The sequence below is a fragment of the Anaerobacillus sp. 1_MG-2023 genome, from assembly GCF_030547345.1.
In the GTDB taxonomy this organism is placed as follows: domain Bacteria; phylum Bacillota; class Bacilli; order Bacillales; family Guptibacillaceae; genus Guptibacillus; species Guptibacillus hwajinpoensis_B.
The window spans coordinates 32,010-57,636 of sequence record NZ_JAUORD010000008.1 but is presented as its reverse complement, the minus strand read 5'-3'; the positions used below and the strand labels follow the sequence as shown (position 1 = coordinate 57,636).

Sequence of the window (25,627 nt, the reverse complement as noted above, 5' to 3'; positions counted from 1 at the left end):
TATACTTTATGTAAACGCATACATTGTACGGAAAGGGATGATTTCATGTATACATTTCTAGCAGGAATTGCACTTCTTATAATTGGTTATTTTACTTACGGAAAATTTGTTGAGAAAATTTTTGGCATTAAGGAAGCACGGCAAACCCCCGCCTATACGCATCAGGATGGCGTCGATTACCTTCCAATGAACACGAAGAAGAACTCCTTGATTCAATTATTGAACATTGCAGGAGTTGGTCCAATCTTCGGACCGATTCTTGGTGCACTCTACGGGCCAGTCGCTTTTCTCTGGATCGTGTTTGGCTGTATTTTCGCAGGAGCTGTTCACGATTACCTTACAGGAATGATCTCCATTCGTAACAGAGGCGCACACTTACCTGAACTTGCAGGAAAGTTTCTTGGAAAAGTGATGAAGCACGTTGTAAATGCATTCGCTGTGCTACTTCTCCTTCTAACAGGAACGGTGTTTGTCACAGCACCAGCTGGACTATTGAACAACTTAATGAACGGCTGGGCAACAATAGGTCTTATTCTAGGAGCAATTTTTGTTTACTATATCCTAGCTACATTGTTACCGATTGATAAAATCATTGGACGCTTTTATCCGATTTTTGGTGCACTTCTTCTTATTAGCGCACTCGGCGTTGGTGCTGGACTTGTGTTCACTGGCGCACCGATTCCTGAAATCACGCTAAGTAATTTCCACCCTGACAACGCACCAGTCTTTCCTTTACTATTCTTAACAATTTCTTGCGGCGCACTTTCTGGATTTCACGCTACACAAACGCCAATCATTTCACGTACTACGCAAAATGAAAAACAAGGTCGTAACATTTTCTACGGAATGATGATTGCAGAAGGTGTCATTGCGATGATTTGGGCTGCTGCTGCTATGAGCTTATTCAATGGACCGGTTGGGTTAAATGAACTCCTTGCTAATGGTGGACCGGCTGCGATTGTAAGTGAAGCTTCTACTCTCATGCTCGGTGCAATCGGCGGGACGCTTGCCATTCTTGGTGTCATTGTCCTTCCAATCACGTCCGGTGATACAGCCTTCAGAAGTGCTCGTATGATTATTGCAGACTACTTTAATTACTCACAGCGCAAAGTAACAAATCGCCTCTGGATCGCACTACCGCTTTTCGTTGTCGCATTTGGGCTTACGAAAATTGATTTCACCCTTCTGTGGAGATACTTCTCATGGGCTAACCAGTCTACAGCGATGATTGCCTTATGGGTTGGCGCGATGTACTTGTTTATTGCAAAGAAAAACTACTGGATTGCCATGATCCCAGCAATTTTTATCACAATGGCAACGACAACTTACATTCTCAATGCACCAATCGGCTTTCGCTTACCAATGAATGTCGCCTACATCGGCGCAACCATCATTACGATCGCCGTTATTGTAGCTTTCTTCTACTCTGCTCGTAAGCAACGCGCTGCCAACATTCCACTAGAAATCGATATCTCCGGTTGGGATAAGGATAGCGTCGCTTAGGGATACATTGAACAGAGAATCCCCTTTGACGGATAGCGTATTAAACCGAAAAGGTGTGATGATATGGGCTGCTGCCAATCGAAAGATAAAACGACTCTTGAAGAGGAAGAAGAACGTATTAATGAGAAGGGAAAAGAACAGCTCCCTCTCTTTGGAAAAGTGATTCTTAGCGTTTTGTTTCTTTGCGGAATTGCGCTAATCACCTATTTATGAAATTTTAAAAAGGGAGCGAGATCGAATCCATGATCTCGCTCCCTTTTTACTACTCAATCGAAAGATGCCGAACTCTTTCAGGGTTATACTCATTTAGCCAATCATTCGCTTCTTGAATAAGCCAACCCCCATACTGATCCAAAAAGTGAGTAATCTCTTCTCTTGAGGATGTAGGAAATACAGCGTATGTTAAGGCTTGTTTCATATAAGACTCTTTATGTGGATAAAAATTACTAAACAGCTTATAAGCTGGATAAAGGTCTCTTGTATACATTGGATCTTTCTCCATCACAAGCGCGAGACCGCTCCGGACAATAATTTTCATAATCCATCCGCAGCAATCCGCTATATCCTCACTATCTTCATTTCCAACAAGCTCGCTTTTTGCCTGAACGATGTGGTTTTCTAACTGAATCAGATGATCATTTGCAAGAGCTCTATCTGGCTTGAACCTAGGAATAGCTTTTGCCACATCTTTTCCATAAACACAGAGACTGGACGTTTTCAGCATGAATGGAATGATTGAAAAGGAAGTTAACCCCTCTAACTCTTTAGCTGAATGGAAACTTATCTCACACCCATTTAACCATGGAAATTCATCAACTAATTGTTGATTCAATAATTCTGCTACTTGCTCATTCCCGTTCTCTGTTAAAACAATGAGATCGAGATCAGACACACCTTCTATCCCTTTCCCCTTTGGCACTGATCCTCTTAAATAAATGCTGCTTAAAGGCATAGCTATAGTTAAATTCTCCACAGCACGATCGATCGCGTTTCGATAGTTTCTATTGATTTTCTCCCAAGACGTATCATTTACAAGGTACCCCTCATGATCGACTTGATAGAAAGACCCAATTTGTTTAATACCGTCCATTTCACCCCTCCTTCGTTCTATCCTTATCATAGCTACTTTATTTCTTTTATAAAAGAGCTGTTATTTTGTTTTATCTCCATTCCTGTCCAAACCTCACCTATTTGAATTTCATAAGGTAATAATGCACGATCTAAGAGTTTCCCGAATCTTACATTTAACAAGAAAAGAGGAATAACATGTCTTATCACGACGAATTTACTAAAAACGCTGGTAGGTGTGTAGCCATTCGATGTCATGATGGCAAAACGCATTACGGTTACATCGATCACTGTGACCGCGACAATGTCTACCTTCGCCCGATGGATGGCGAAAACGATGGGCCAGGCTTTGGTAGCCACTTCTTTTTCGGAGCGGCTCTCATTGCAGTCGGTCTTGCCTCCATCGCCGCTTATAGCTGGTCACCTTTCTTTTTCTGGTAAAAAACAAAGCGCTCAGATTTTGAGCGTTTTTTTACATAGACTTCTCATTTAATCATGTTTATTTTACCTTTTAAAATTAATTTTATATGTAAACCCTTCCATGTGATCTTTGTCACATATGAGCATTTTAATCCACGTTATATTAAGTATGTGAAAGACATCACATACAATAGATTGGTGGAATGAATATGAAAAACGAACGATATACAACGAGAGTGGCTGTCATTGGAACGGGATTTGTTGGAACAAGCTATGCCTTCGCCTTATTAAATCAAGAAGTTGTAAATGAAATGGTGCTCATTGACTTAAATAAAGAAAAAGCCGAAGGAGAAGCCAGAGATTTAAATCACGGGATGCCGTTTAGATCAGCTATGAGAATCTGGGCAGGGGATTACGAAGACTGCCGAGATGCTGATATTGTCGTGATTACAGCCGGCGCAAATCAGAAACCTGGGGAAACGAGACTTGATCTTGTTGAAAAGAATGTAAACATCTTTAGGGGAATTGTCACTGCTGTTATGGAGAGTGGTTTTGACGGACTATTTATCGTTGCAACCAATCCAGTAGATATCCTCTCTTATGCTACATGGAAATTCTCTGGACTACCGATGGAACGCGTTATTGGTTCTGGTACGATTCTCGATACCGCAAGACTTCGTTACTTAATCGGCGATCATTTCCAAGTCGATTCTAGAAATGTACATGCTTATATCCTCGGCGAGCATGGCGATACGGAGCTTCCAGTATGGAGCCACGCTACCATTAGTAGCCGCCCAGTAACGAAAATGATATCAGAAGAAGAGTTGCTAGTACTTGACGAGATTTTTACGAACGTCCGCGACGCAGCTTACCACATTATTAATCGGAAAGGCGCAACTTATTACGGTATTGCAATGGGACTTGTTCGTCTGACCAAAGCAATTCTAAGAAACGAAAGCTCTATTCTAACGATCTCTACGTTGATGCAAGGTGAATATGGCCTTAATGACATCTATATTGGCGCCCCAGCCATTATCGACAGAAACGGTATTCGAGAGATTGTAGAGCTTGATCTCACAGAAACCGAGATGAAACAACTGCATCATTCTGCAAGGACGTTACGCGAAGCAATGAAACCGTGTTTTGAGACGATGAAATGAATACCTACTATAACGCTTAAGAGGTGATCCCCTTGGAAACATGGACACAAGTATATGACCCATTTAATAACATCTGGCTATCCGCTTTTATTGCTCTTATTCCGATTATCTTTTTCTTTCTTGCTCTTACCGCTTTTCGAATGAAAGGGCATATCGCTGCTACAGTTACAGTGATGCTCGCTATCGTAATTGCGATCCTCTTCTATGATATGCCTATTACGATGGTTGCAGCAACTACTGGTTACGGATTTGCATTTGGCTTATGGCCAATCTCTTACATCGTTATTGGTGCTGTCTACCTTTATAAACTTTCTGTAAAAAGTGGGCAATTCGATATTATCAGAAGTTCCATTGTATCCATTACAGATGACAAACGAATCCAAATGTTGCTCGTCGCCTTTTCATTTAATGCGTTTCTTGAAGGCGCAGCTGGTTTTGGAGCACCGATTGCGATTACAGCTGCTCTTCTTGTAGGACTTGGATTCGAACCACTTAAAGCAGCGGGCCTTTGTTTAATCGCCAATACAGCTAGTGGAGCATTTGGGGCAATGGGCATCCCTGTCATTGTTGCTGGTCAAGTGAGCGGGCTCGCTCCAATGGAAATTGGTCAATTTCTTGGCACGTCTCTTCCATTTATCTCTTTCACAATTCCATTCCTACTCGTCGTCATTATGGATGGTTTGAAAGGTTTGAAAGAAGTATGGCCAGCAGCTCTTGTAGCCGGAAGTACTTATGCCATTACACAATGGGCAACAGTAACGTTTATTGGACCAGAGCTGCCTAACATCACGTCTTCAATCGTTAGTTTAGTAGCCGTAGCTGTATTCGTGAAGGTTTGGCATCCAAAAATGCAGCAAAACCATACGATTGACCCAGCTGAAGCACAGCTTGCTGTGTCTCTTGATCCAGAAGCTCAGCTAACAGCTGGACGAATTTTAAAAGCATGGTCTCCGTTCATTGCATTAACAGCAATGGTCACGATTTGGAGTCTAAAACCTTTCAAGAATTTATTTGTAGAAGGGGGATTACTTGAAGCAACAATCCTTCAAATTCCTGTACCCGGACTCCATAATCTCGTTATTAAAACAGCACCAATTGTAAGTGAACAAACACCCTACGGTGCGATGTTGAAACTTGATCTTCTTTCAGCAACAGGAACGGCTATCTTCATCGCTGCGATCCTATCCATCTTCATTCTTAGAATGAGTCCTAAAGCAGCGCTAGAAGCTTTTGTTGAAACAGTAAAAGAACTTCAAAAGCCCGTTCTTACAATTATGATGGTGCTAGGATTTGCCTTCATTGCGAATTATAGTGGCATGAGCTCCACATTAGGTCTAGCTCTTGCTGCTACCGGAGGTGTCTTCCCATTCCTGTCTCCACTTCTAGGATGGATTGGCGTATTCTTAACTGGTTCTGTTACGTCTAACAATGCTTTATTCGGAAACTTGCAACAAATTACTGCTCAACAAATTGCCGTTCTTCCGATTGTCCTCGTTGCTGCGAATACAGCAGGCGGTGTTATGGCTAAGATGCTCTCTCCACAGTCTATCGCTGTTGCAACAGGTGCGGTTGGCCTAGTAGGACGAGAAGGAGATCTCTTCCGGTTCACTCTCAAATATAGCTTCGTCTTTTTACTCATCACCGGGGGGATCACTTTTGCGCAAGCGATTTTCATAAGTTAACCATTTATTTTAGGAGTCAGGAAACTGACTTCTATTTTTTTGCTTAACTAAATTTAGACGATAATTTTAAAGACATGTCCACACCATTCAATCAGTTTGTCCATATACTGCTATCAGAAGATGGCTTTTGAGGAGTGAAATAAATGGGTTGTTTTATTAGAGGACCAGTGATCATTACAAACAACAGCGGAACGGTAGTTCAATGTGCACACACGATCTCCCCAATCTCCGTAAGTAATACGGTTAGCGGATCCGGTGGGGGCAATACAGGATCATTCATGATTGTAAATAATTTTTATAGCGTTGCAAAGGGAATAAAGTCCGGACAATAGGCATCATTATTCTTTTTATGAAGTAAAGCCAATCGATTAACGATTGGTTTTTTCAATTCCTAACGTAATGAAAGTTTCAGGAGATATGCGATAATGAAAAGGACTCTAATCCAATCTGAGAGGTGGTAAGTAACATGGAGAAATTTTTCTACGGAGAGAACGAAAATCAATTTGGCGAACTACGACTTCCAGAAGGAGAAGGACCTTTCCCCGTAGCAATCGTTATTCACGGCGGCTTTTGGAGAAAACCGTTCACACTCGAGATTATGAGAGAAGTGGCGGAAGATTTAACAGCGAGTGGATTTGCCACGTGGAACATTGAATACCGTCGAACGGGACAAGAAGGCGGAGGTTATCCAGGAACACTTACAGATGCTGCAGAAGCAACTGACTACATAAGGACACTTGCAGAATCCTTTCCGCTCGATCTAAACAAAGTGGTTACGATTGGACATTCAGCTGGGGGCCATCTTGCTACATGGATTGCTGCCCGTCACCGCATGGATAAAAATAGTGAGTTATTCATTACGGACACCCCTCTTCCTATTCACGGAGTGGTTAGCCTTGCAGGTGTGAACGACCTTGAGATGATGCATGGTGTGCATGAGTACAGAGATCAAGTCCTCTCTCTTAAACCAAATAATCCTACTGCAGAACTATTAGGTGGTTCGCCTAAAGAATATCCAGAGCGCTACAAAAATGCTTCCCCTGTGGAACTTCTTCCACTTGGTGTTCAACAGATTCTCGTTCATGGTGCGCTAGATATCAATGTTCCGATCGGGATTAGTGATTACTACCAGCGCGAAGCTGAGGGCGAAGGCGATTTTGTTAAATTGATCGAACTCCCCTCAGCAGAACACTTTGTGCTGACCAATACGACTTCATTTGCATGGGAAACGATTAAGGAAGAACTTTCACTATTAGTCGAATATTAAAATAAACGAAAAGCCGGGGAGCGCCCCGGCTTTTCGTTTATTTCTATACAGACTCTTTCGACTCAATCGGTTTGCCAAGGACGTTCTGATTGTAATTCTTACCCCACTCATACATGGAGTCGAGTATAGGCATCAATGTTTCACCTTGCTCGGTAAGGGAATACTCTACTTTCGGAGGGACAACAGGGTATACTTCTCGATGTACGATTTGGTCGTCTTCTAATTCTCGTAGCTGGTTGACTAGCATACGCTGTGTAATTCCCGGCATTAGTGACTTTAGCTCACCAAATCGCTTCGTTCCCTGCTTGCCTAAATGCCATAAGATAAGCATTTTCCATTTGCCTCCGATAACCGTAAGCGTTAATTCTTTTTCACAATAAAATGTTTTATCCTGGGTACGTGACATACGCATCACCTCCGTTTAAGCCTAGTATAACTCATAGTATACTTTTTGACACTATGTAAGTTTAATGTGCGTACTTACATTAATAGGTTGTAAGCAGTATACTTGCTACTACACCAACAGATCGATTATATTGGTGTCGGACAAGAGAGAGAGAAAGAAAATTATGGATTGGGAGTGAACGTATTATGAAATTACAGCTAGCATTAGACTTGGTAAACACAGAAGAAGGAATTGAACTTGTGAAAGAAGTTCAGGAACATATTGATATCGTTGAAATCGGTACGCCGATCGTCATCAATGAAGGTCTTCGTGCTGTCAAAGATATGAAAGCAGCATTCCCTAACCTTGAAGTCCTTGCAGACCTTAAAATTATGGATGCAGCAGGTTATGAAGTTATGAAAGCATCTGAATCTAACGCAGATATCATCACAATTCTTGGTGCTGCTGAAGATGAATCAATTAAAGGTGCTGTTGAAGAAGCGAAGAAACAAGGTAAGGAAATCCTTGTTGACATGATGGCAGTGAAAGATCTCGCAACTCGTGCGAAAGAAGTAGACGCACTTGGCGTTGACTATATTTGTGTCCACACTGGATACGATCTTCAAGCAAAAGGCCAGAATTCTTTCGAAGACCTTGAAACAATTAAAGGCGTCGTAAAGAACGCGAAAACAGCAATCGCTGGTGGCATTAAGCTTGATTCTCTTGAAGAAGTTGTAAAAGTACAACCAGACCTTGTCATCGTAGGTGGCGGTATTACTGGTGAAGACGACAAAAAAGCCGTTGCATCAAAAATGCAAGAGCTTATTAAAGGATAATCAATCATGCAGACTACTCACTATTTAGCTGAAATCATTGATGAGCTAAATCGTTCAGTAGATCTCATTGCTGACGAAGAAGCGGAACAGCTCGCTAACGAAATTCTCGAAGCGAACAAGGTTTTTGTTGCTGGCGGTGGTCGATCTGGCTTTATGGCAAAGTCTTTTGCGATGCGCATGATGCACATGGGAATTGATGCTTACGTTGTTGGCGAAACGGTTACACCAAACTTTGAAGAAGGTGATCTTATCATCATCGGATCAGGTTCTGGTGAAACGAAACAGCTCGTTTCCATTGCGAATAAGGCCGCCAATATCGGCGGAAAGATCGCTGCTGTAACAATTAATCCCGACTCAACAATTGGCGAGCTAGCAGACATCATCGTAACACTACCAGGTTCACCAAAGGATCAGTCAGGTGATTATGAAACGATTCAGCCAATGGGCTCTTTATTTGAACAGACTCTTTTACTTTTCTATGATGCGATCATTTTACGCTTTATGGATAAGAAAGGGTTGGATACGAATAAGATGTATGGAAAGCATGCGAACTTAGAATAGTGTTAAAATGCCTGTGAAACCTCTACTTTAGAGGTTTCACAGGCTTTTTTGTATGATAATCCACTCCACCTTCCTTTTATCCCCAACAAACCCATGACATTTATCATGGTTATGTCCTGACGTTTGTGTCTTACACCATGACACCAAATCCTCTATCATTAGGCTTAACGTTATTTCAACTATGCCTAACAAAGGGGTAACCATATGAATGAACAAAAACAAAAACAAAAAGAATTGAAAAAAAGTGTATCAACTTTCGCAAAACCCGACACGGTCGTAGGGGTACGACAGCTCTTGAACACCCTTCTTCCATTCTTATTGCTATGGTTTCTAGCTTATCAGAGCTTAAGCGTGTCTGCCTGGTTAGCCGTTCCACTTGCGATGATCGCAGGAGGATTTGTCGTTCGAATCTTTATTATTTTTCACGATTGCACACACGGCTCTTTCTTCAAGAGTCAAAAAGCAAACCGGATAGTTGGTACGATCTCTGGGATCATTACTCTCTTCCCGTTTGAAAAATGGAAACGCGAGCATAATATTCATCACGCAACAAGTGGAAACTTAGATAAGCGTGGAACAGGCGATATCTGGGTGATGACAGTTGAAGAGTATGCTGCGGCTACATTCTGGGGTAGACTCGCTTATCGGCTCTACCGTAACCCGATTGTGATGTTCGGGCTTGGTCCGATCTACCTTTTCCTTATCGCTAACCGTTTTAATCGCAAAGACGCGAAACGTAAAGAGCGTATGAGCACATACATTACCAACGCATCAATCGTTGCGATCTATTCCCTATTGATCCTGGCTATTGGATGGGAAGCGTTTCTAATCATTCAACTTCCAATTCTTTATGTTGCTGGGTCACTTGGAATCTGGTTGTTCTATGTTCAGCACCAATTCGAGGACTCTTATTATGAAGATGAAACAGAGTGGGACTTTGTAAAAGCAGCCGTGGATGGCAGTTCTTACTATAAACTTCCTAAACTTCTTCAGTGGGTATCCGGAAGCATCGGGTATCATCACGTGCATCACTTAAGTCCAAGAGTGCCAAACTATCATCTTGAAAAGGCGCATGAATCAACGCCTCCATTGCATAAGGCGACGACGATTACGTTATTATCAAGTCTTGAATCCATTCGATTCCGTCTATATGATACAAAGAACAAAACGTTCGTTACATTTAAAGAAGTAAAACCACTTCTTAAAAACCCTGCAAAGCTTGCGATGATGACTACGAAAAGACCAAGCTTCCAGGAAAAATAACATTACTGAAAAACCCATTCAGCCTGGATGGGTTTTTCAATATCTTTTAAGAGATTATACTAATGATAGATAAGTGACAGGCGAATACTGATGGTATATCCTGTAATTAAAGCACCTCGAAAGGAGATCCCTATGCAAAGCTGGTATCATATCATTCCTAAGAACACTGGGATCAGTTCTTACGTGTGGATTATTTTTTGTTTGCTACCCTTCTTTTTTATTTTCCGTTCTTCATCGGTTATAGAAATTACAATCGGCATCTTCGTCATTCTTTTATTTTTCTTATCCTATCGATTATCTTTCATATCAAATAGTAAATTAGTCTATTTATGGGTCAGCATTGAAATGGCCATAAGTATTGTGATGACGATCTTATTCGGTTATGTCTACTTCGCTCTGTTTTTAGCGTTTTTCATTGGTAGCATCGAAAATAAAGCAGGCTTTCTAACACTCTATATTGTTCATCTCACAACGACGATTGCAGCAACAGTGATTATATTCTTCACTCACGATGATACATTACTACCACAGCTCCCATTTATCTTCATCTGTGTGCTTGGAGTGGCTCTGCTTCCTTTTACCATTCGCTATCGAAACAAACAGCACCGCTTGGAGCAACAACTCCAAAACGCGAATGAGAAAATTTCGCAGCTGATGGTGATTGAAGAAAGAGAACGGATTGCGCGAGATTTACATGATACACTCGGGCAAAAACTATCGATGATCGGACTTAAAAGTGATTTAGCTAGAAAGCTAATTCCTGTTAAGCCTGATGCTGCTATTAATGAAATTCATGATATTCGACAAACAGCCAGAACCGCTCTAAAAGAAGTACGTGAAATGGTATCGAATATGCGTGGAGCAAGAGTTGAAGACGAGCTTTTACGCGTACAACAAATTTTACAGGCCGCAGAGATGGAATTTCATTTTGAAGGTAATCAACAACTTGAGAATACACCGTTACTCGTAGAAAATGTCTTAAGTATGTGTCTCAAAGAAGCTGTGACGAATATCGTCAAGCACAGTAACGCTTCATGGTGCAGAGTTCTGATTGAACAATCTCCAACAGATGTCCTCATTCAAGTCGAAGATAACGGTGATGGCATCCCAGAAGGAACAACTTCATTCAAAGGACACGGACTACAGGGGATGAGAGAGCGACTAGAATTCGTAAACGGCTCTCTTGATATTAATTCTTCAACAGGAACAACTTTAAATATTCGTGTACCAAATGTGATTCAACAAAAAGAACAGGAGGGATCGGTGTGATACGCATCGTGCTTGCGGAGGATCAGCGTATGCTACTTGGGGCGCTTGGCTCCTTACTCGATCTAGAAGAAGGAATGGAAGTTGTCGGTCAGTCGACGAATGGTGAAGAAGCGATTTCTTTAGTAAAAGAATTACAGCCAGACATTTGTATTATGGACATTGAAATGCCACTTAAAAGCGGACTTGATGCAGCTGAAGAACTAAGCAGTCATTCATGTAAAATCATTATACTAACAACCTTTGCTCGTGCTGGTTATTTCGAACGCGCTCGTAAAGCTGGCGTTAGTGGCTATCTTCTGAAGGATAGTCCGAGTGATGAGCTCGCAAACTCGATTCGAAAGATCATTGAGGGTCAGAGGATTTTCTCGCCTGAGTTAGTGGATCTAGCTTTCGGTAATGAAAATCCGCTAACAGAACGTGAGAAGCAAGTCATTCAGTTAATGGCTGATGGTAAAAACACAAAAGACATTTCAAGTGAACTTTACATCACCCCTGGAACGGTTCGTAATTATATTTCTGTGATTCTGGATAAATTAGAAGTAACAAATCGAATTGAAGCGATATCGCGATTTAAGGAAAAGGGCTGGTTCAAGTAATGAACCGGTCCTTTTTTTAGAAATGTTTTTTCATGTTAGTTACAAACTTTTCCTTCTCGATGACGAACAAGAGCAAGATACACCCTTTCATGATCCCCTTCTTCGATCTCTACCATGACGATATCACGTTCTCTTAGTTGCTAATTGTAGCGTCGTAATGGCTGATGAAGGGTATGCTTCATTTAAATAGAAATAACAAAATTCTACTTTAGTAAAGCAGAATTTTGTTATTGGTCTTATAAAGATCTACCTAACTTTCTTCTACCTAGTCCATCACCTAAGCACGATTCATATCTCCTTCATACACTAAAGAAGATCCTATGAAAGGAGATGATTTCATGAGTTATGGTTACGGATGTGGAAACCAGGTAGGCGGCGCTGGATACGGCGGCTGTGGAAACCAGGTAGGTGGCGCTCGTTACGGGAATGGCTTCGCGTTGATCGTTGTTTTGTTCATTCTTCTTATTATCGTTGGCGCTGCGTTTGTTAAAGGGCAAGATTGCTAATTTTTATATCACAACCATCAGGGAGAATTCCTGGTGGTTGTTTTTTTGTCCTTCTGTTCACATCCCCTTCAGAAATATTTGGAAAAAGAACGTTCATACTGGATCGTTTCTGATAAAATACACTTGTTAGTAACTACCATTTAAAAGGAGAGCACCTGATATCAGGTGCTCTCCTTTTAATCTATTCCTATCGCTTCATTCACTGACTTATCCCTTTCTCAATTACAGTGAACCAATTTCATCCTTAATTGAATTTGTTCCAGTTACAACCTGAAATTCTTTCCCAATGGTTGCATCATTTTCAAGAGTGGCCACAATGACACTTGCCACATCTTCTCGAGGAATTTCATTTCTCTCTACTTCGTAGGCTGCATTCACTTTGCCAATTCCATTATCATTTGTTAATAAACCTGGATGGATAATTGTATAATCCAGATCAGTTGCTCTTAACCATTTGTCTGCATAATGTTTAGCGACCACGTATGGTGAAAATGAAGAAGGTGCAGACTGGATGGCTTCACGAGATGTATCAAAAGAACTGATCATAATAAAACGCTTCACACCAGCTTGTTTTGTAGCCTCAATTGTTTTTACAGCACCGTCTAAATCAACAAGAACGGTTTTGTCTGCTCCAGTGTTTGGTCCAGAACCTGCTGTGAATACAACAGCATCTACGCCTTCAGCAGCTTTTGCTAGAGCGGGGATGTCTTCTTCCAAATCAACTACCGCTGTTTCAGCACCTAAATCTTTAAAGTAGGAAGCTTGCTCCTCTTTTCGAATCATAACTTTCGCTTCTAAGTCTTTATGATCTTGAATAAATGAAACAAGATGCTTTCCAACCTGACCGTTTGCTCCAACAATAAGTACTTTCATTCTTTACTACACCCTTTCTAAGTATATTAAGCTATCAAATGATCATTAGCACAATGTTATCCATTCTTATAAATGGTTTCGTAACATCACTTCTCTACACTAGTTATACCCGTTAACTCAATACGTAAAGCATAAGAGTTTAGTAAAATGGATAAATCTTTCTATTAAATTAGCTTATAAGTATTCTAAAAGTGTGGGGAAGTCTCACGGAATTGACCATGAGCAGCCCAATGAATTTAACTAGTTCTCTATTATATCGATTATGATTTAACCTTCTACTCGTAATTAATACATTAATTACTTTTTTCCATTTACTAATCCCTCCCCCTCTATCTCATGATTTCTAGTAAAATGGGAAAGGAAACTAGTAAGGAGATGAAAATCACATATGTCATATAAAATGATTGTATTAGATTTAGACGATACATTGCTCAATGCTGATCAAATGATTTCTGCTCGAAGTAAAGAAGCTCTTATGCAAGCTCAGCAAGAAGGAAACAAAGTCGTGCTTGCGTCTGGACGCCCAACATTCGGAATGGTTCCATATGCCGAGGAGCTCCTTCTTGCAGACTATGGGAGTTATATGCTTTCTTTTAATGGCGGAAAGATTATTAACTGTCATTCCAAAAAAGATTTCTTCAGTCAGACATTATCTGTCGAAGCTGTTCAACGACTTTATGAAATCAGTCTTCGAGAGAACGTCTATATCCATACTTATGTCGAGAATGAAATTATTACCTCCGAAGAAAATCCCTACACAACAATTGAGTCTGATCTAACAGGTCTACCAATCACTGTCGTCGATTCGTTTATCGATCGTGTTACAGAACCGGTGGTAAAAGTTCTGATGGTTGGTGAACCGGAGCACCTGAAGAAAGTGGAAACTAAACTTCAAGCTGAGTTAGGTGAAGAATTCAGCGTGATGCGTTCTAAGCCTTACTTTCTCGAGTTTACTGATAAAGGGATTACGAAAGGCACGAGCATCGAGAAGCTTATTAACGAACTCGGTGTTAAACGGGAAGAAGTCATTGCAGTTGGAGACAGCTATAATGATCAAGAAATGATTGAATTTGCAGGCCTCGGTGTTGCAATGGGTAATGCTCCCGATGACATCAAAAAGATTTCCGACTATATTGCAGATACGAACGAGAATGATGGTGTCGCAAAAGTGGTTGAAAAGTTTCTTTTGAAGGGTCAGCTTATAACAAAATAAGTTACTAAAAAGAGAGGCGGGGATTACCGCCTCTCTTTTCTATTATTTGATGTGCCATAAACTGTTTTTTGAAAGAGGTAAACTCGTAATGAAATCGAAAATATATAGTAAGTGGATAAATAAACCCGAAACAAGGGTGGCTCCTTCATTTTCATTAATTGTAACCGTTTTATAATACGCGGTATTAAAATTATTTTGTAAAAATTAGTGCATAACTCTTCCAAAATGATTATTAATTTATTATAATTATAATCTAATAGAGGTTATAATTAATTTTCTTAAATTCGGAAGGAGATTGAAATATGGATAAAAACGAAATGCATGACAGTCAAGCTGGGAAGTGCCCTGTCTCTCACGGCCAAACAAAGGAAGATAGCGCCATCACCACAACTAAAGTGAAGACTACAAATAAAGACTGGTGGCCGAACCAGTTAAACTTGCAACTACTTCAACAGCACGACCGCAAAAGCAACCCAATGGGTGAAGAATTCGATTATGCTGAAGAATTCAAAAAACTGGACTATTATGCACTGAAGCAGGATCTTCGTGACTTAATGACAGACAGCCAGGACTGGTGGCCAGCTGATTACGGACATTATGGCCCTCTCTTCATCCGTATGTCATGGCACGCAGCCGGTACATACCGTACTGGTGACGGACGTGGCGGCGGCGCTACAGGTTCACAGCGTTTTGCACCGCTCAACAGCTGGCCTGATAACGCAAGCCTTGATAAAGCACGTCGTCTCCTTTGGCCAATTAAGCAAAAGTACGGAAATAAGATCTCTTGGGCTGATTTACTCGTCATCACGGGTAACGTTGCTCTTGAATCAATGGGCTTGAACACATTTGGTTTTGCCGGAGGCCGCGAAGACGTGTGGCATCCAGAAGAGGATATCTATTGGGGTACCGAGAAAGAATGGCTCGGTGACAACCGTTATTCAGGCGACCGCGAGCTCGAAAGCCCGCTAGCTGCTGTTCAAATGGGACTTATCTATGTAAATCCAGAAGGACCAAACGGCGAACCAGATCCGCTAGGAAGCGCACGTGACATTCGTGAAACATTTGCCCGTATGGGAATGAATGATGAAGAAACAGTTGCCTTGATTGCTGGTGGTCACACGTTCGGTAAAGGGCACGGAGCAGGAGACGCTGAAGCTAACGTTGGAGCCTCACCGGAAGCTGCTGATATTGAAGAGCAGGGACTTGGTTGGAAGAACTCTTACGGAAGTGGTAAAGGTCGAGACACAATTACAAGTGGTGTAGACGGCGCATGGACCGCTAATCCAACAAAATGGGATAACGGATACTACGACTTACTATTCGGATATGAGTGGGAATTAACGAAAAGCCCTGCAGGAGCTCACCAATGGAAACCAGTGAATCCTAAACCAGAGCACCTTGCACCAGATGCTGAAGATCCTTCAATCAAAGTGAATACTATGATGACAACAGCAGATATGGCGCTTCGTGAAGATGAAATCTATGAAAAGATATCACGTCGCTTCCACGAGGATATCGAATATTTCGCTGATCAATTTGCACGTGCATGGTTCAAATTGCTTCACCGTGACATGGGACCGAAAGAAAGATACCTTGGCCCTGAAGTACCACAGGAAGATTTGATCTGGCAGGACCCGATCCCGAATGTGGATTACGAATTGACTGCTGCTGAAGTTGAAAACCTGAAAGCTAAAATCCTGGACTCCGGATTAAGTGTCAGCGAGCTTGTGACAACAGCTTGGGCTTCTGCAAGTACGTATCGCGGTTCTGATTATCGCGGTGGTGCTAATGGTGCACGTATCCGCTTAGAACCACAAAAGAACTGGGATGTAAATGAACCAGAACAATTATCAAAAGTCCTATCCGTATATGAGAAAATCCAAAGCAAACTTGATAAAAAAGTTAGCCTTGCTGACTTGATTGTTCTTGGTGGTAGTGCAGCTGTAGAAAAAGCGGCAAAAGATGCTGGTGTTGACGTTACTGTTCCATTCGCACCAGGACGCGGGGATGCAACGCAAGAGCAAACAGATGTTGAAAGCTTTGACGTATTAGAGCCAATGGCTGACGGATTCCGTAACTATCAGAAGAAGGAATACACGTTAAGTCCTGAGGAACTTCTAGTCGACAAGTCACAGCTTCTCGGTCTAACTGCTCCTGAAATGACCGTTCTTATTGGTGGTATGCGCGTACTCGGGACAAACCACAAGGGTACGAAGCATGGCGTGTTCACTGATCGCGTTGGTACACTAACAAACGACTTCTTTGTAAACCTACTCGACATGGGAATTCAATGGAAGCCAGCTGACTTTAATGAATACGAAGGACGCGACCGTAAAACAGGCGAACTCGTCCGCACTGCTTCACGCGTTGACCTCGTCTTCGGTTCAAACTCCATCCTCCGTGCTTACGCAGAAGTCTATGCACAAGAGGACAATAAAGAGAAATTCGTGCGCGACTTTGTGTCGGCATGGGTGAAGATTATGAATGCCGATCGTTTTGATCTGAAAACGAGTAAGGATAAGATGGCGTCTAACGCTTAATAAATCATAAAAGCACCATCTCAACCGCTTCTAAGCGTTTGAGATGGTGCTTTTTTTCGATCGTCTTTCTATTCCTGATGTTTTCACTCGTAAATCTAACTTATTTTTCTAATGGCAAACGAGAACTGAGAATCTCACTTTTGCTTTTTAACATATATGCATTTCTTTTACTAGAGTAGTCAATGATCATATCTTCTTTGAAAAAGGATTCGTGCTTAACTCCTAAAATCACAGGCTTATAATTAGTCTCTACCAACTTCTCACCTGTCTGTGCTTTATTGGATGACAAAGCTTTAAATGTAATCCAGTCGGCACCAATGCTACATCCACCTAAACTAGGATTAAGCTGAAAAGCTACGTAATCCTCTGTAGTTAACTGTTCAATTGCAGCGTCCGTAAACGTAATAGTCAAGGTCCTCACTCCTTCAAGAATACAATAATGCTTCACGCCTAAACCATATCACACCGCTATATCCGATTCAATTTAATTGCACTCTATTCGATTGCACAAAATATATTCTCAACAGTCATTACAATTATAAAGACGTATCTTCCTATAAATCGACCTCTTTATTGCAACTAATTAAAATCCCACCTTAACTCTGGAGTTAAGGTGGGATTTAGTGAAGTTTATTATAGCTCTAGTACGGCTACGCACTCCACGTGCGTCGTATGTGGGAACATATCAACAGGCTGAACTTCCTTCGTTTCAAACCCGCCATCTTCTAAGATGCGTAGATCACGAGCGAGCGTAGCCGGATTACAAGATACGTACACAACTTTCTCAGGCTTCATATCAATAATCGTTTGTAGCAGCGCTTCGTCGCAGCCTTTACGTGGTGGGTCAACGACAATCACGTCAGGCTTGATGCCCTGCTCTTTCCAGGCCGGGATGACGTTTTCTGCTTCGCCAACCGCAAATTCTGCGTTTGTGATGCCGTTTAGCTCGGCATTTCGCTTCGCATCTTCAATCGCTTCTGGTACGATTTCAACGCCGTATACCTGCTTTGCTTTTTGCGCGAGGAAAAGAGAAATCGTCCCGATGCCGCAATAAGCATCGATGACTGTTTCATTTCCAGTGAGTCCAGCGTATTCAAGCGCCTGATCGTAAAGGACTTTCGTTTGATCCGGGTTTACTTGATAAAACGAGCGTGCTGAAATCGCGAATTTAATGTCGCCGATCGTATCGTAAATGTATGGTGAGCCCCACAGGACGCGGGTTTCGTCACCGAAGATCACGTTTGTGCGCTTTGGATTTACGTTTTGAACGATCGATTTCACTTTTGGAAGTTGCTCAGTGATGTCTTTGATGATGTTTTTTCGATTCGGCAAGTCTTTATTCTTTGTGACAATAACGACCATGATGTCGTCCGTTTGCTTCCCGTATTTTGCAACAACGTGTCTAAGCGTTCCGCGATGAGAGCGCTCGTCGTAAGCGCGGATGCCGTACTTTTCAGCGATCTCTTTCACAACGCGAAGAACTTCGTCGTTTTCCTGCTCCTGGATCAAACACTGATCCATGTCGATAATCTGGTGGCTGCGCTGCTGGTAGAAGCCAGCGACGATTTTACCGTTCTGTTCACCAACAGGAACCTGCGCTTTGTTACGATAGCGCCATGGGTCTTCCATACCTATCACAGGATGAACGGGCACATCGATCTTCGCGATGCGTTCCATCACGTCTTGAACTTGCTTGTGCTTGAATCTTAGCTGACTATCATACGTAATATGCTGGGTCTGACAGCCGCCGCATTGATAGAAAATCGGGCATGGCGGCGTGTTACGGTCTTCGCTCTCAACTTTCACATCAAGAATCTTTCCGAAGCCGTAACCTTTCTTCGTTTTGATCACTTTCACGTTCGCTGTTTCGCCAGGGATACCGTACGGGACGAAAAGCGTGTAACCGTCTATTTTCGCAACCCCTGCTCCGTCATGGGAAAGGTCTCTGAACTTTACTTCAACAACGTCATTCTTTTTTACAGGTACTTCTTGATTACTCATTTGGTTTCCGTCCTTTTCCGTTCAATTTCATGTACAAAAATTGTACCACAGTGTGAATGGATCGCGAAATGTAACAGCGCGGTGCTTTTTGCACGTGAAGCGAGCTCGATTTCATGGTTTATTGGCCAAACCCAAATTTCCTCCTCCACTCCCAGATCCTCCACTACAACAGAAAAAGCCAGAGCTCTCAGTCTCTGACTTCTCCCATTCACTTCTACTCACCTGAAATCGCGCGCTTGTGCGCGGCTTCTTCTTCATTTGTATGTTTTTCGCTCGTTTCTTTCGGGACGATCATTGTGATGTGACGATATAAGTTCGTAAACTCTGCTGGAAGTGGGCCGCCGTACTCTCCGTCCAGGTTGAGCTGCATTTTATCGACTGATTCTACTTTGATGTGACTTGCTTTTTTGTAGACCACATTCGGATCATTAATATGATCACCACGTAGCGCACTGCTTGCGATCCGAATGAATTCTGCGATGTTCGTCTTTTTCAAAATCATGAGGTCGAACAGTCCATCATTCAATGACGCATGAGGGGCTAGCTTTTCAAATCCGCCGATGGAGTTTGAGTTAGAGACTAGAAAAAGCATAATTTCATCTTCAAAGAGTTTTCCATCATATTCAATCCGAGTCCTCGCCGGGCGAATGGATGGAAGCATTTCGATGCCTTTCATATAATAAGCTAGCTGGCCAAGCATTGTTTTAAGCTTACTAGGCACTTCATACGTTAATTCAGTCAGACGTCCGCCACCTGCGATGTTGATAAAGTAATGTTCGTTTACACGACCAATATCAATTGGCATTTCAAGGCCGTTGCATAGGACATCCATAGCACCTTCAACTGTGCGAGGAACGCCAATCGCTCGTGCGAAATCGTTCGTTGTACCAACTGGAATAATCCCCATTTTCGGACGATACGGCTGCTCAGCGATGCCATTGATTACTTCATAAATCGTTCCGTCTCCACCCGCAGCAATGACAAGATCAAATCGTCTTTCTACAGCGATGCGCGCTGCTTCCGTTGCATCCCCTTCACAAGTGGTTGCATGGGCAGACGTCTCGTATCCATTTACTTCAAGGCGTTCTAAAATATATGGCAGCGAGCGCTTCACTTGTTCTCTACCGGACGTTGGATTATAAATTAGTCTTGCACGTTTCATCCTTCATCATCCTATCTTCTCTATCTTAATTCTTTCATTCTGATTTGCATGTATGGTTACTTTTTTGATTTGGTTTGGACAACAATCGTACGCGTTCTCTTAAGTAATGTCTTCTTTTATTTATATGATAGTCGCAAACAAAAAACGCCCACATTCTCGTGACCGTTTTCCACCGCTTAACCTTCTGTTCTGATTATAGGCTTTTCCCTAAAAAAAAGCAAAGCCGAAAAAATGCGGATGAGTGGAACAAGCTTGCACTTCTATATAGACAATAAAAAAACCCTCCGCAATGGGAGGGTTTCACAATTTATCGCTTATCCATTTCTTCAACAATGAGTTTGTTTACCATTGGAGGATTTGCTTTTCCTTTGGTTGCCTTCATCACTTGACCAACGAGGAAGCCGAGTGCGCGGTCTTTCCCGTTTTTGTAGTCTTCGATGGATTGTTCGTTCTCGTCAAGAATACCTGAAACGATTGAACGAAGCTCGCCTTCGTCAGAAATCTGAACAAGGCCTTTGTCTTTAACGATCTGTTCAGGATCGCCGCCTTTTTCGATAAGATCTTTGAATACTTTCTTCGCGATCTTAGAAGAAATTGTTCCTTTCTCGATTAGAGAAATCAGTTTGCCTAATCCTTCCGGAGTTAGGGCAACTTCATCAATTTCTTTATAGTTCGCATTTAAGTATGCCGATACTTCCCCCATCAACCAGTTTGAGGCTTGTTTAGGATCAGCCCCCTGGTCAATCGCTACTTCGAAGAAATCAGACATTTTCTTAGACTGAGTGAGTACCATCGCATCGTACTCTGGAAGATCATATTTCTGCACATAGCGCTCACGACGAGCATCTGGAAGTTCAGGAATATCTTCGCGCACGCGGTCCATCCACTCTTTATTAATCGCTAGACGAACAAGGTCAGGCTCTGGGAAGTAACGGTAGTCGTCAGATCCTTCTTTCACACGCATCAGAATTGTTTTCTTGCCAGCTTCGTCATAACGACGCGTTTCCTGGCCGATCACGTTTCCTGCTAGAAGTTCTTTCTCCTGACGTACTTCTTCGAATTGAAGACCTTTTTGTACGTTAGCAAATGAGTTCAAGTTCTTAAGCTCAGTTTTTGTACCAAACTCTTCTTGTCCATATGGGCGAAGAGAAAGGTTCGCATCACAACGAAGAGATCCTTCTTCCATTTTACAGTCAGACACTTCCGTATATTGAAGAATCGCTTTTAGCTTCTCAAGGTAAGCATACGCTTCTTCAGGTGTACGAATATCCGGTTCAGATACGATCTCAACTAGAGGTGTACCCTGACGGTTGAAGTCAACAAGAGAGTGGTTCTCTCCATCAACGTGCGTGAGCTTACCAGCATCTTCTTCAAGGTGAAGACGCGTAATACCGATACGCTTTGTTTTGCCGTTTACTTCAATATCAATCCATCCGTTTTCACCGATTGGCTTATCATATTGTGAGATCTGATAAGCTTTCGGATTATCTGGGTAGAAATAGTTTTTACGGTCAAACTTCGTATCTTGTGCAATTTCACAGTTCAATGCCATTGCCGCACGCATCGCATAATCAACAGCTTGTTCGTTCATCACTGGAAGAACACCAGGATGACCTAGACAGATCGGGCAAACGTTCGTGTTAGGCGGCGCACCGAAATTCGTTGAACAATTACAGAAAATCTTTGTGTTTGTCTTCAGTTCTGAGTGAACTTCCAGACCAATAATAGTTTCAAAATTCATTTTCAGTCGTCACCCCTTACAGCTCTGGTTTAGCCTTATGATGATCCGTTGCTTGCTCAAATGCATGAGCTACGCGGTAAACGGTCTTCTCATCAAAGTGCTTTCCGATTATTTGAAGTCCAACAGGTAGGCCATTTGATAAACCACAAGGTACGGAAATCGCAGGAACGCCTGCAAGGTTAACCGGGATTGTGAGAATATCATTCGCATACATCGTTAGCGGGTTATCAATCTTCTCGCCTACTTTAAAGGCTGGTGTCGGCGTTGTAGGTCCGATAATCACATCGTAGTCCTCGAATACTTTTTCAAAGTCATTCTTGATGAGCGTACGAACTTTTTGTGCTTTCTTATAATAAGCATCGTAATAGCCAGAGCTAAGTGCAAATGTACCAAGCATAATACGTCGCTTCACTTCGTCACCAAAGCCTTCGCTTCTTGTTTTCTTATAAAGATCAAGAAGGTTCTCAGCTTCAGCACGAACGCCATAGCGGACGCCGTCAAAGCGAGCAAGGTTAGCTGATGCTTCTGAAGAAGAAAGAAGATAGTATGTCGCTACAGCATATTTAGAGTGAGGTAGAGATACTTCCTCCCAAGTTGCGCCAAGCTCTTCAAGCTTTTTAAGTGATTGAAGGACGCTGTTCTTCACGTCTTCATCTACACCTTCAGCAAGGTATTCTTTCGGTACAGCAATACGAAGACCTTTTACATCGCCAGTTAGGCTAGAAAGGTAATCTGGAACGTCAACGTTCGCTGATGTTGAATCCATCTTATCGTGACCTGCAATAGATTGAAGAAGATAGGCGTTATCTTCTACGGTGTTTGTGATTGGTCCAATTTGATCGAGTGATGATGCGAACGCGATCAAGCCAAATCGAGAAACGAGTCCGTAAGTAGGTTTTAATCCTACAACACCACAAAAAGCAGCTGGCTGACGGATTGAACCACCTGTATCAGAGCCAAGTGAGAAGAAAACTTCTCCAGCAGCAACAGATGCAGCTGAGCCGCCGCTTGAGCCACCAGGTACATAATCGGTGTTCCATGGGTTACGCGTGCCAAAGAAGCCAGAGTTCTCATTAGAAGAACCCATCGCGAACTCGTCCATATTCAATTTGCCCACAGTGATGGTTTCCGCTGCATTTAAACGTTCAACCACTGTTGCATTATGTAATGGGTCAAAGTTGCTTAGAAGCTGGCTTGACGCTGTTGTACGAAGTCCTTTTGTAACAATGTTATCTTTCACACCTACAGGGAGACCAAAAAGAAGCCCTCTTGCATCTTCTGTACCGAGCTTTTCATCAAGCGCTTTTGCTGATTGCATTGCTCCTTCTTCATTTAACGTCATGAATGCTTTTACCTTTTCATCGACCGTATGAATACGATCAAACGAGGTTTGAACAAGTTCACTGACGGATAATTCTTTCTTATGAAGCAAGCTGTGAAGCTCACTTATGCTTTTATCAAACAAGGACGTTGCCTCCCTTACTCAAATATTGATGGAACTTTTACTTGACCATTCTCTTTATCAGGTGCATTCTTCAATGCTTCCTCACGAGATAACCACGGCTGTACTTTGTCTTCACGAAGTACATTTTTTAAATCGAGAACATGCGTTGTAGGCTCAACGTTCTCTGTATCTAATTCATTCAGCTGCTCCGCCATTGAAATAATGTCATCAAGCTGAGTTGTAAACTTCTCGACCTCTGCCTCATCCATTTCTAGTCTAGCGAGGTTCGCTACATGCTTAACCTCTTCTTTGGTAATTCTGGACATCACTTTCACCTCCACAAATTTCGAACAACCTGCAATATATAGATGATACCAAAAACAAGCTTCATTAAGCAACAGAACGCCGTCTGTTCCAATTTTAAACAAACGTTTAATTAAGTCGAATTAATCAAACGTTTGTTTAACTTCTGTTTTAGGGCTTGCGTCTATAGCTTGTCCCATTCTTATTTCAAAAAAAGACTCACCCCTTATTGGGATGAGCCTCTTGAATAAAGCTGATTAAAATTCAGATGTCTTAGCTGCTTCAAATTCATCTTCAATCTCTTTACCAGGTTCTTTACCTACAAAGCTGAATGCCATAACAGCGATCCATGCAAGAATAAAGCCTGGAATCAATTCGTAAAGGTCGAATAGTCCGCCTGATAATTGAGCCCATAGAATAACGACTACTGCACCCGTGATGATACCAGCAAGGGCACCATTACGCGTCATACGTTTCCAGAATAGACTCAGTATAATAACAGGCCCAAATGCGGCACCAAAGCCGGCCCACGCATAACTTACAAGATCAAGAACACTGCTATCAGGGTTGTAAGCAAGTAGAATAGCAAGTAACGCAATCGCAAGAACCGCGATACGACCTACCCATACAAGCTCAGTCTGACTAGCATTCTTACGAAGGATCGCTTTATAGAAGTCCTCCGCAACAGCACTTGAAGATACAAGAAGCTGAGAGTCAATTGTACTCATAATCGCAGATAGGATTGCAGCAAGCAAGAAGCCGGAAACCCATGGATTAAAGAGCACTTGTGTAAATTCAATAAAGACTGTTTCCGAGTTCGGAAGGCCCGCATCGAAATAGGCAATACCGATGAAACCAGTAAAGATTGCACCAAACAGTGAAAGAACCATCCATGACATACCAACAAGGCGTGCTTTAGGAATCTCTTTCGAAGATTTAACTGCCATAAAACGAGTGATGATGTGAGGTTGGCCAAAGTAACCAAGTCCCCAACCAAGCAGGGAGATAATCCCCATAAAGCTCATACCAGTAAAGATATCGAGATAAGTTGTATCCGTTGCACCGACTTGATTAACTGTTTCGCTCCAGCCACCCATTTCATTTAGGGCAACAATTGGCACGACAACAAGTGCAAGGAACATAAGTATTCCCTGGAAGAAATCTGTCCAGCTTACCGCTAAGAAACCACCAAGGAACGTATAAGAAATAATAACAAGTGCACCGATCCACAATGCGCTTTCATAGCTCATTCCGAACGAGCTTTCAAACAGGATTGCGCCCCCAACAAGACCTGAAGACGTATAGAACGTAAAGAATACAAGAATGACAATTGCTGAAATCACGCGTAGTGCTTTCGAACTATCACGAAAACGGTTTTCAAGGTAATCAGGAACCGTAATCGAATCATTCGCCACTTCTGTATAACGGCGAAGACGCGATGCAACAAACTGCCAGTTCAGGTAAGCTCCGATTGCGAGCCCAATCCCAATCCAAATTTGACTCATACCACCTGCATACATTGCACCAGGTAGGCCTAGTAAGAGCCAGCTACTCATATCTGATGCTCCGGCACTAAGTGCGGCTACAGATCCACCTAATCTTCTTCCTCCAAGAACATAATCAGATAAGTTACTTGTCATTTTGTAAGCAATTAATCCAATTGCGAGCATACCGACAAGGTACACTATAAATGTGACTAACGTTGGCGTCTCAATACTCATCGAGTACTATTCTCTCCTTTCGGTAAAAAAAGTTATTATTGATAATACGACTAATAAAGGCATTGGTATAAGTAGCCAGAACCATGTTGCGGTAGTTAAGGTATATTCCACAC

24 protein-coding genes and 1 pseudogene are annotated in these 25,627 nt (G+C 42.2%); 15 read left to right on the top strand and 10 right to left on the bottom strand.

Going from position 1 to position 25,627, the window contains the following annotated elements:
* Positions 1-45: 45 nt before the first annotated feature.
* Positions 46-1,503: a carbon starvation CstA family protein gene (locus Q4550_RS14265; RefSeq protein ID WP_303533737.1), complete on the top strand. Its 1,458-nt coding sequence runs from the start codon at positions 46-48 to the stop codon at positions 1,501-1,503.
* Between the two features lie 63 nt (positions 1,504-1,566).
* A complete protein-coding gene (locus tag Q4550_RS14260; RefSeq protein ID WP_283153130.1) occupies positions 1,567-1,716 on the top strand; it encodes a hypothetical protein in 150 nt (49 codons plus the stop codon).
* Between the two features lie 49 nt (positions 1,717-1,765).
* Here the strand turns inward: Q4550_RS14260 and Q4550_RS14255 are convergent, their stop codons facing one another.
* A complete protein-coding gene (locus Q4550_RS14255) occupies positions 1,766-2,593 on the bottom strand; it encodes a nucleotidyltransferase (protein ID WP_303533731.1) in 828 nt (275 codons plus the stop codon).
* Positions 2,594-2,769: 176 nt separating this feature from the next.
* Here Q4550_RS14255 and Q4550_RS14250 point away from each other — a divergent pair, with 176 nt between their 5' ends.
* From Q4550_RS14250 to Q4550_RS14230, 5 genes are all read left to right on the top strand, one after another.
* The gene (locus Q4550_RS14250; protein WP_303533730.1) at positions 2,770-3,012 is read left to right on the top strand and encodes a hypothetical protein; all 243 of its coding nucleotides are present in this window, start codon (positions 2,770-2,772) and stop codon (positions 3,010-3,012) included.
* 188 nt (positions 3,013-3,200) lie between these two features.
* Positions 3,201-4,151 carry an L-lactate dehydrogenase gene (locus Q4550_RS14245; protein ID WP_483298562.1) on the top strand — a complete coding sequence of 317 codons (951 nt, stop codon included), beginning with the start codon at positions 3,201-3,203 and terminating at the stop codon, positions 4,149-4,151.
* A gap of 32 nt (positions 4,152-4,183) precedes the next feature.
* On the top strand, positions 4,184-5,833 hold the full coding sequence (locus Q4550_RS14240) for a lactate permease LctP family transporter (RefSeq protein ID WP_303533727.1): 1,650 nt from the start codon (positions 4,184-4,186) through the stop codon (positions 5,831-5,833).
* Positions 5,834-5,976: 143 nt separating this feature from the next.
* Positions 5,977-6,165 carry a spore germination protein gene (locus Q4550_RS14235; protein WP_194222395.1) on the top strand — a complete coding sequence of 63 codons (189 nt, stop codon included), beginning with the start codon at positions 5,977-5,979 and terminating at the stop codon, positions 6,163-6,165.
* 134 nt (positions 6,166-6,299) lie between these two features.
* Positions 6,300-7,100 (top strand): alpha/beta hydrolase family protein, encoded by an 801-nt coding sequence (locus tag Q4550_RS14230; RefSeq protein ID WP_303533725.1) that lies wholly within the window; start codon positions 6,300-6,302, stop codon positions 7,098-7,100.
* Between the two features lie 43 nt (positions 7,101-7,143).
* Here the strand turns inward: Q4550_RS14230 and Q4550_RS14225 are convergent, their stop codons facing one another.
* Positions 7,144-7,506: a winged helix-turn-helix transcriptional regulator gene (locus Q4550_RS14225; RefSeq protein ID WP_303533723.1), complete on the bottom strand. Its 363-nt coding sequence runs from the start codon at positions 7,504-7,506 to the stop codon at positions 7,144-7,146.
* Positions 7,507-7,691: 185 nt separating this feature from the next.
* On the opposite strand from Q4550_RS14225, the gene hxlA reads away from it, so the two are divergent.
* From hxlA to Q4550_RS25180, 6 genes and pseudogenes are all read left to right on the top strand, one after another.
* A complete protein-coding gene (gene hxlA / locus Q4550_RS14220) occupies positions 7,692-8,321 on the top strand; it encodes a 3-hexulose-6-phosphate synthase (RefSeq protein WP_194222397.1) in 630 nt (209 codons plus the stop codon).
* 6 nt (positions 8,322-8,327) lie between these two features.
* Positions 8,328-8,882, top strand: a complete 555-nt coding sequence (gene hxlB / locus Q4550_RS14215) for a 6-phospho-3-hexuloisomerase (RefSeq protein ID WP_194222398.1) — start codon at positions 8,328-8,330, stop codon at positions 8,880-8,882.
* A 204-nt stretch (positions 8,883-9,086) separates the two neighbouring features.
* Positions 9,087-10,145, top strand: a complete 1,059-nt coding sequence (gene desA / locus Q4550_RS14210; protein WP_194222399.1) for a Delta(5) desaturase DesA — start codon at positions 9,087-9,089, stop codon at positions 10,143-10,145.
* 132 nt (positions 10,146-10,277) lie between these two features.
* Entirely contained in the window at positions 10,278-11,414 is a 1,137-nt protein-coding gene (locus tag Q4550_RS14205) for a sensor histidine kinase (protein ID WP_303533718.1), read from the top strand.
* Positions 11,411-12,010 carry a response regulator gene (locus Q4550_RS14200; protein WP_303533716.1) on the top strand — a complete coding sequence of 200 codons (600 nt, stop codon included), beginning with the start codon at positions 11,411-11,413 and terminating at the stop codon, positions 12,008-12,010. Before Q4550_RS14205 ends, Q4550_RS14200 begins: the two co-directional genes overlap by 4 nt.
* 419 nt (positions 12,011-12,429) lie before the next feature.
* A pseudogene (locus Q4550_RS25180) lies at positions 12,430-12,516 on the top strand (YjcZ family sporulation protein); the annotation flags it as partial.
* Positions 12,517-12,738: 222 nt separating this feature from the next.
* Here Q4550_RS25180 and Q4550_RS14190 read toward each other — a convergent pair.
* Positions 12,739-13,389, bottom strand: coding sequence for an SDR family oxidoreductase (locus Q4550_RS14190; protein ID WP_303533710.1), 651 nt, complete (start codon positions 13,387-13,389; stop codon positions 12,739-12,741).
* A 388-nt stretch (positions 13,390-13,777) separates the two neighbouring features.
* Here Q4550_RS14190 and Q4550_RS14185 point away from each other — a divergent pair, with 388 nt between their 5' ends.
* Both Q4550_RS14185 and katG read left to right on the top strand, forming a co-directional pair.
* On the top strand, positions 13,778-14,602 hold the full coding sequence (locus tag Q4550_RS14185) for a Cof-type HAD-IIB family hydrolase (RefSeq protein ID WP_303533707.1): 825 nt from the start codon (positions 13,778-13,780) through the stop codon (positions 14,600-14,602).
* Positions 14,603-14,904: 302 nt separating this feature from the next.
* Positions 14,905-17,142 carry a catalase/peroxidase HPI gene (gene katG, locus Q4550_RS14180; RefSeq protein ID WP_303533704.1) on the top strand — a complete coding sequence of 746 codons (2,238 nt, stop codon included), beginning with the start codon at positions 14,905-14,907 and terminating at the stop codon, positions 17,140-17,142.
* A 100-nt stretch (positions 17,143-17,242) separates the two neighbouring features.
* Here the strand turns inward: katG and Q4550_RS14175 are convergent, their stop codons facing one another.
* From Q4550_RS14175 to putP, 7 genes are all read right to left on the bottom strand, one after another.
* The gene (locus tag Q4550_RS14175) at positions 17,243-17,554 is read right to left on the bottom strand and encodes an iron-sulfur cluster biosynthesis family protein (protein ID WP_303533702.1); all 312 of its coding nucleotides are present in this window, start codon (positions 17,552-17,554) and stop codon (positions 17,243-17,245) included.
* A gap of 221 nt (positions 17,555-17,775) precedes the next feature.
* The gene (gene rlmD, locus Q4550_RS14170; protein WP_303533700.1) at positions 17,776-19,143 is read right to left on the bottom strand and encodes a 23S rRNA (uracil(1939)-C(5))-methyltransferase RlmD; all 1,368 of its coding nucleotides are present in this window, start codon (positions 19,141-19,143) and stop codon (positions 17,776-17,778) included.
* Positions 19,144-19,357: 214 nt separating this feature from the next.
* The gene (locus tag Q4550_RS14165) at positions 19,358-20,305 is read right to left on the bottom strand and encodes a diacylglycerol kinase (RefSeq protein ID WP_194222420.1); all 948 of its coding nucleotides are present in this window, start codon (positions 20,303-20,305) and stop codon (positions 19,358-19,360) included.
* A 307-nt stretch (positions 20,306-20,612) separates the two neighbouring features.
* Positions 20,613-22,046, bottom strand: a complete 1,434-nt coding sequence (gene gatB / locus Q4550_RS14160; protein ID WP_303533697.1) for an Asp-tRNA(Asn)/Glu-tRNA(Gln) amidotransferase subunit GatB — start codon at positions 22,044-22,046, stop codon at positions 20,613-20,615.
* 16 nt (positions 22,047-22,062) lie between these two features.
* On the bottom strand, positions 22,063-23,511 hold the full coding sequence (gene gatA, locus Q4550_RS14155; protein ID WP_303533695.1) for an Asp-tRNA(Asn)/Glu-tRNA(Gln) amidotransferase subunit GatA: 1,449 nt from the start codon (positions 23,509-23,511) through the stop codon (positions 22,063-22,065).
* Between the two features lie 14 nt (positions 23,512-23,525).
* On the bottom strand, positions 23,526-23,816 hold the full coding sequence (gene gatC / locus Q4550_RS14150) for an Asp-tRNA(Asn)/Glu-tRNA(Gln) amidotransferase subunit GatC (protein WP_226616418.1): 291 nt from the start codon (positions 23,814-23,816) through the stop codon (positions 23,526-23,528).
* Positions 23,817-24,050: 234 nt separating this feature from the next.
* A complete protein-coding gene (gene putP, locus Q4550_RS14145; RefSeq protein ID WP_303533693.1) occupies positions 24,051-25,514 on the bottom strand; it encodes a sodium/proline symporter PutP in 1,464 nt (487 codons plus the stop codon).
* Between the last annotated feature and the right edge of the window lie 113 nt (positions 25,515-25,627).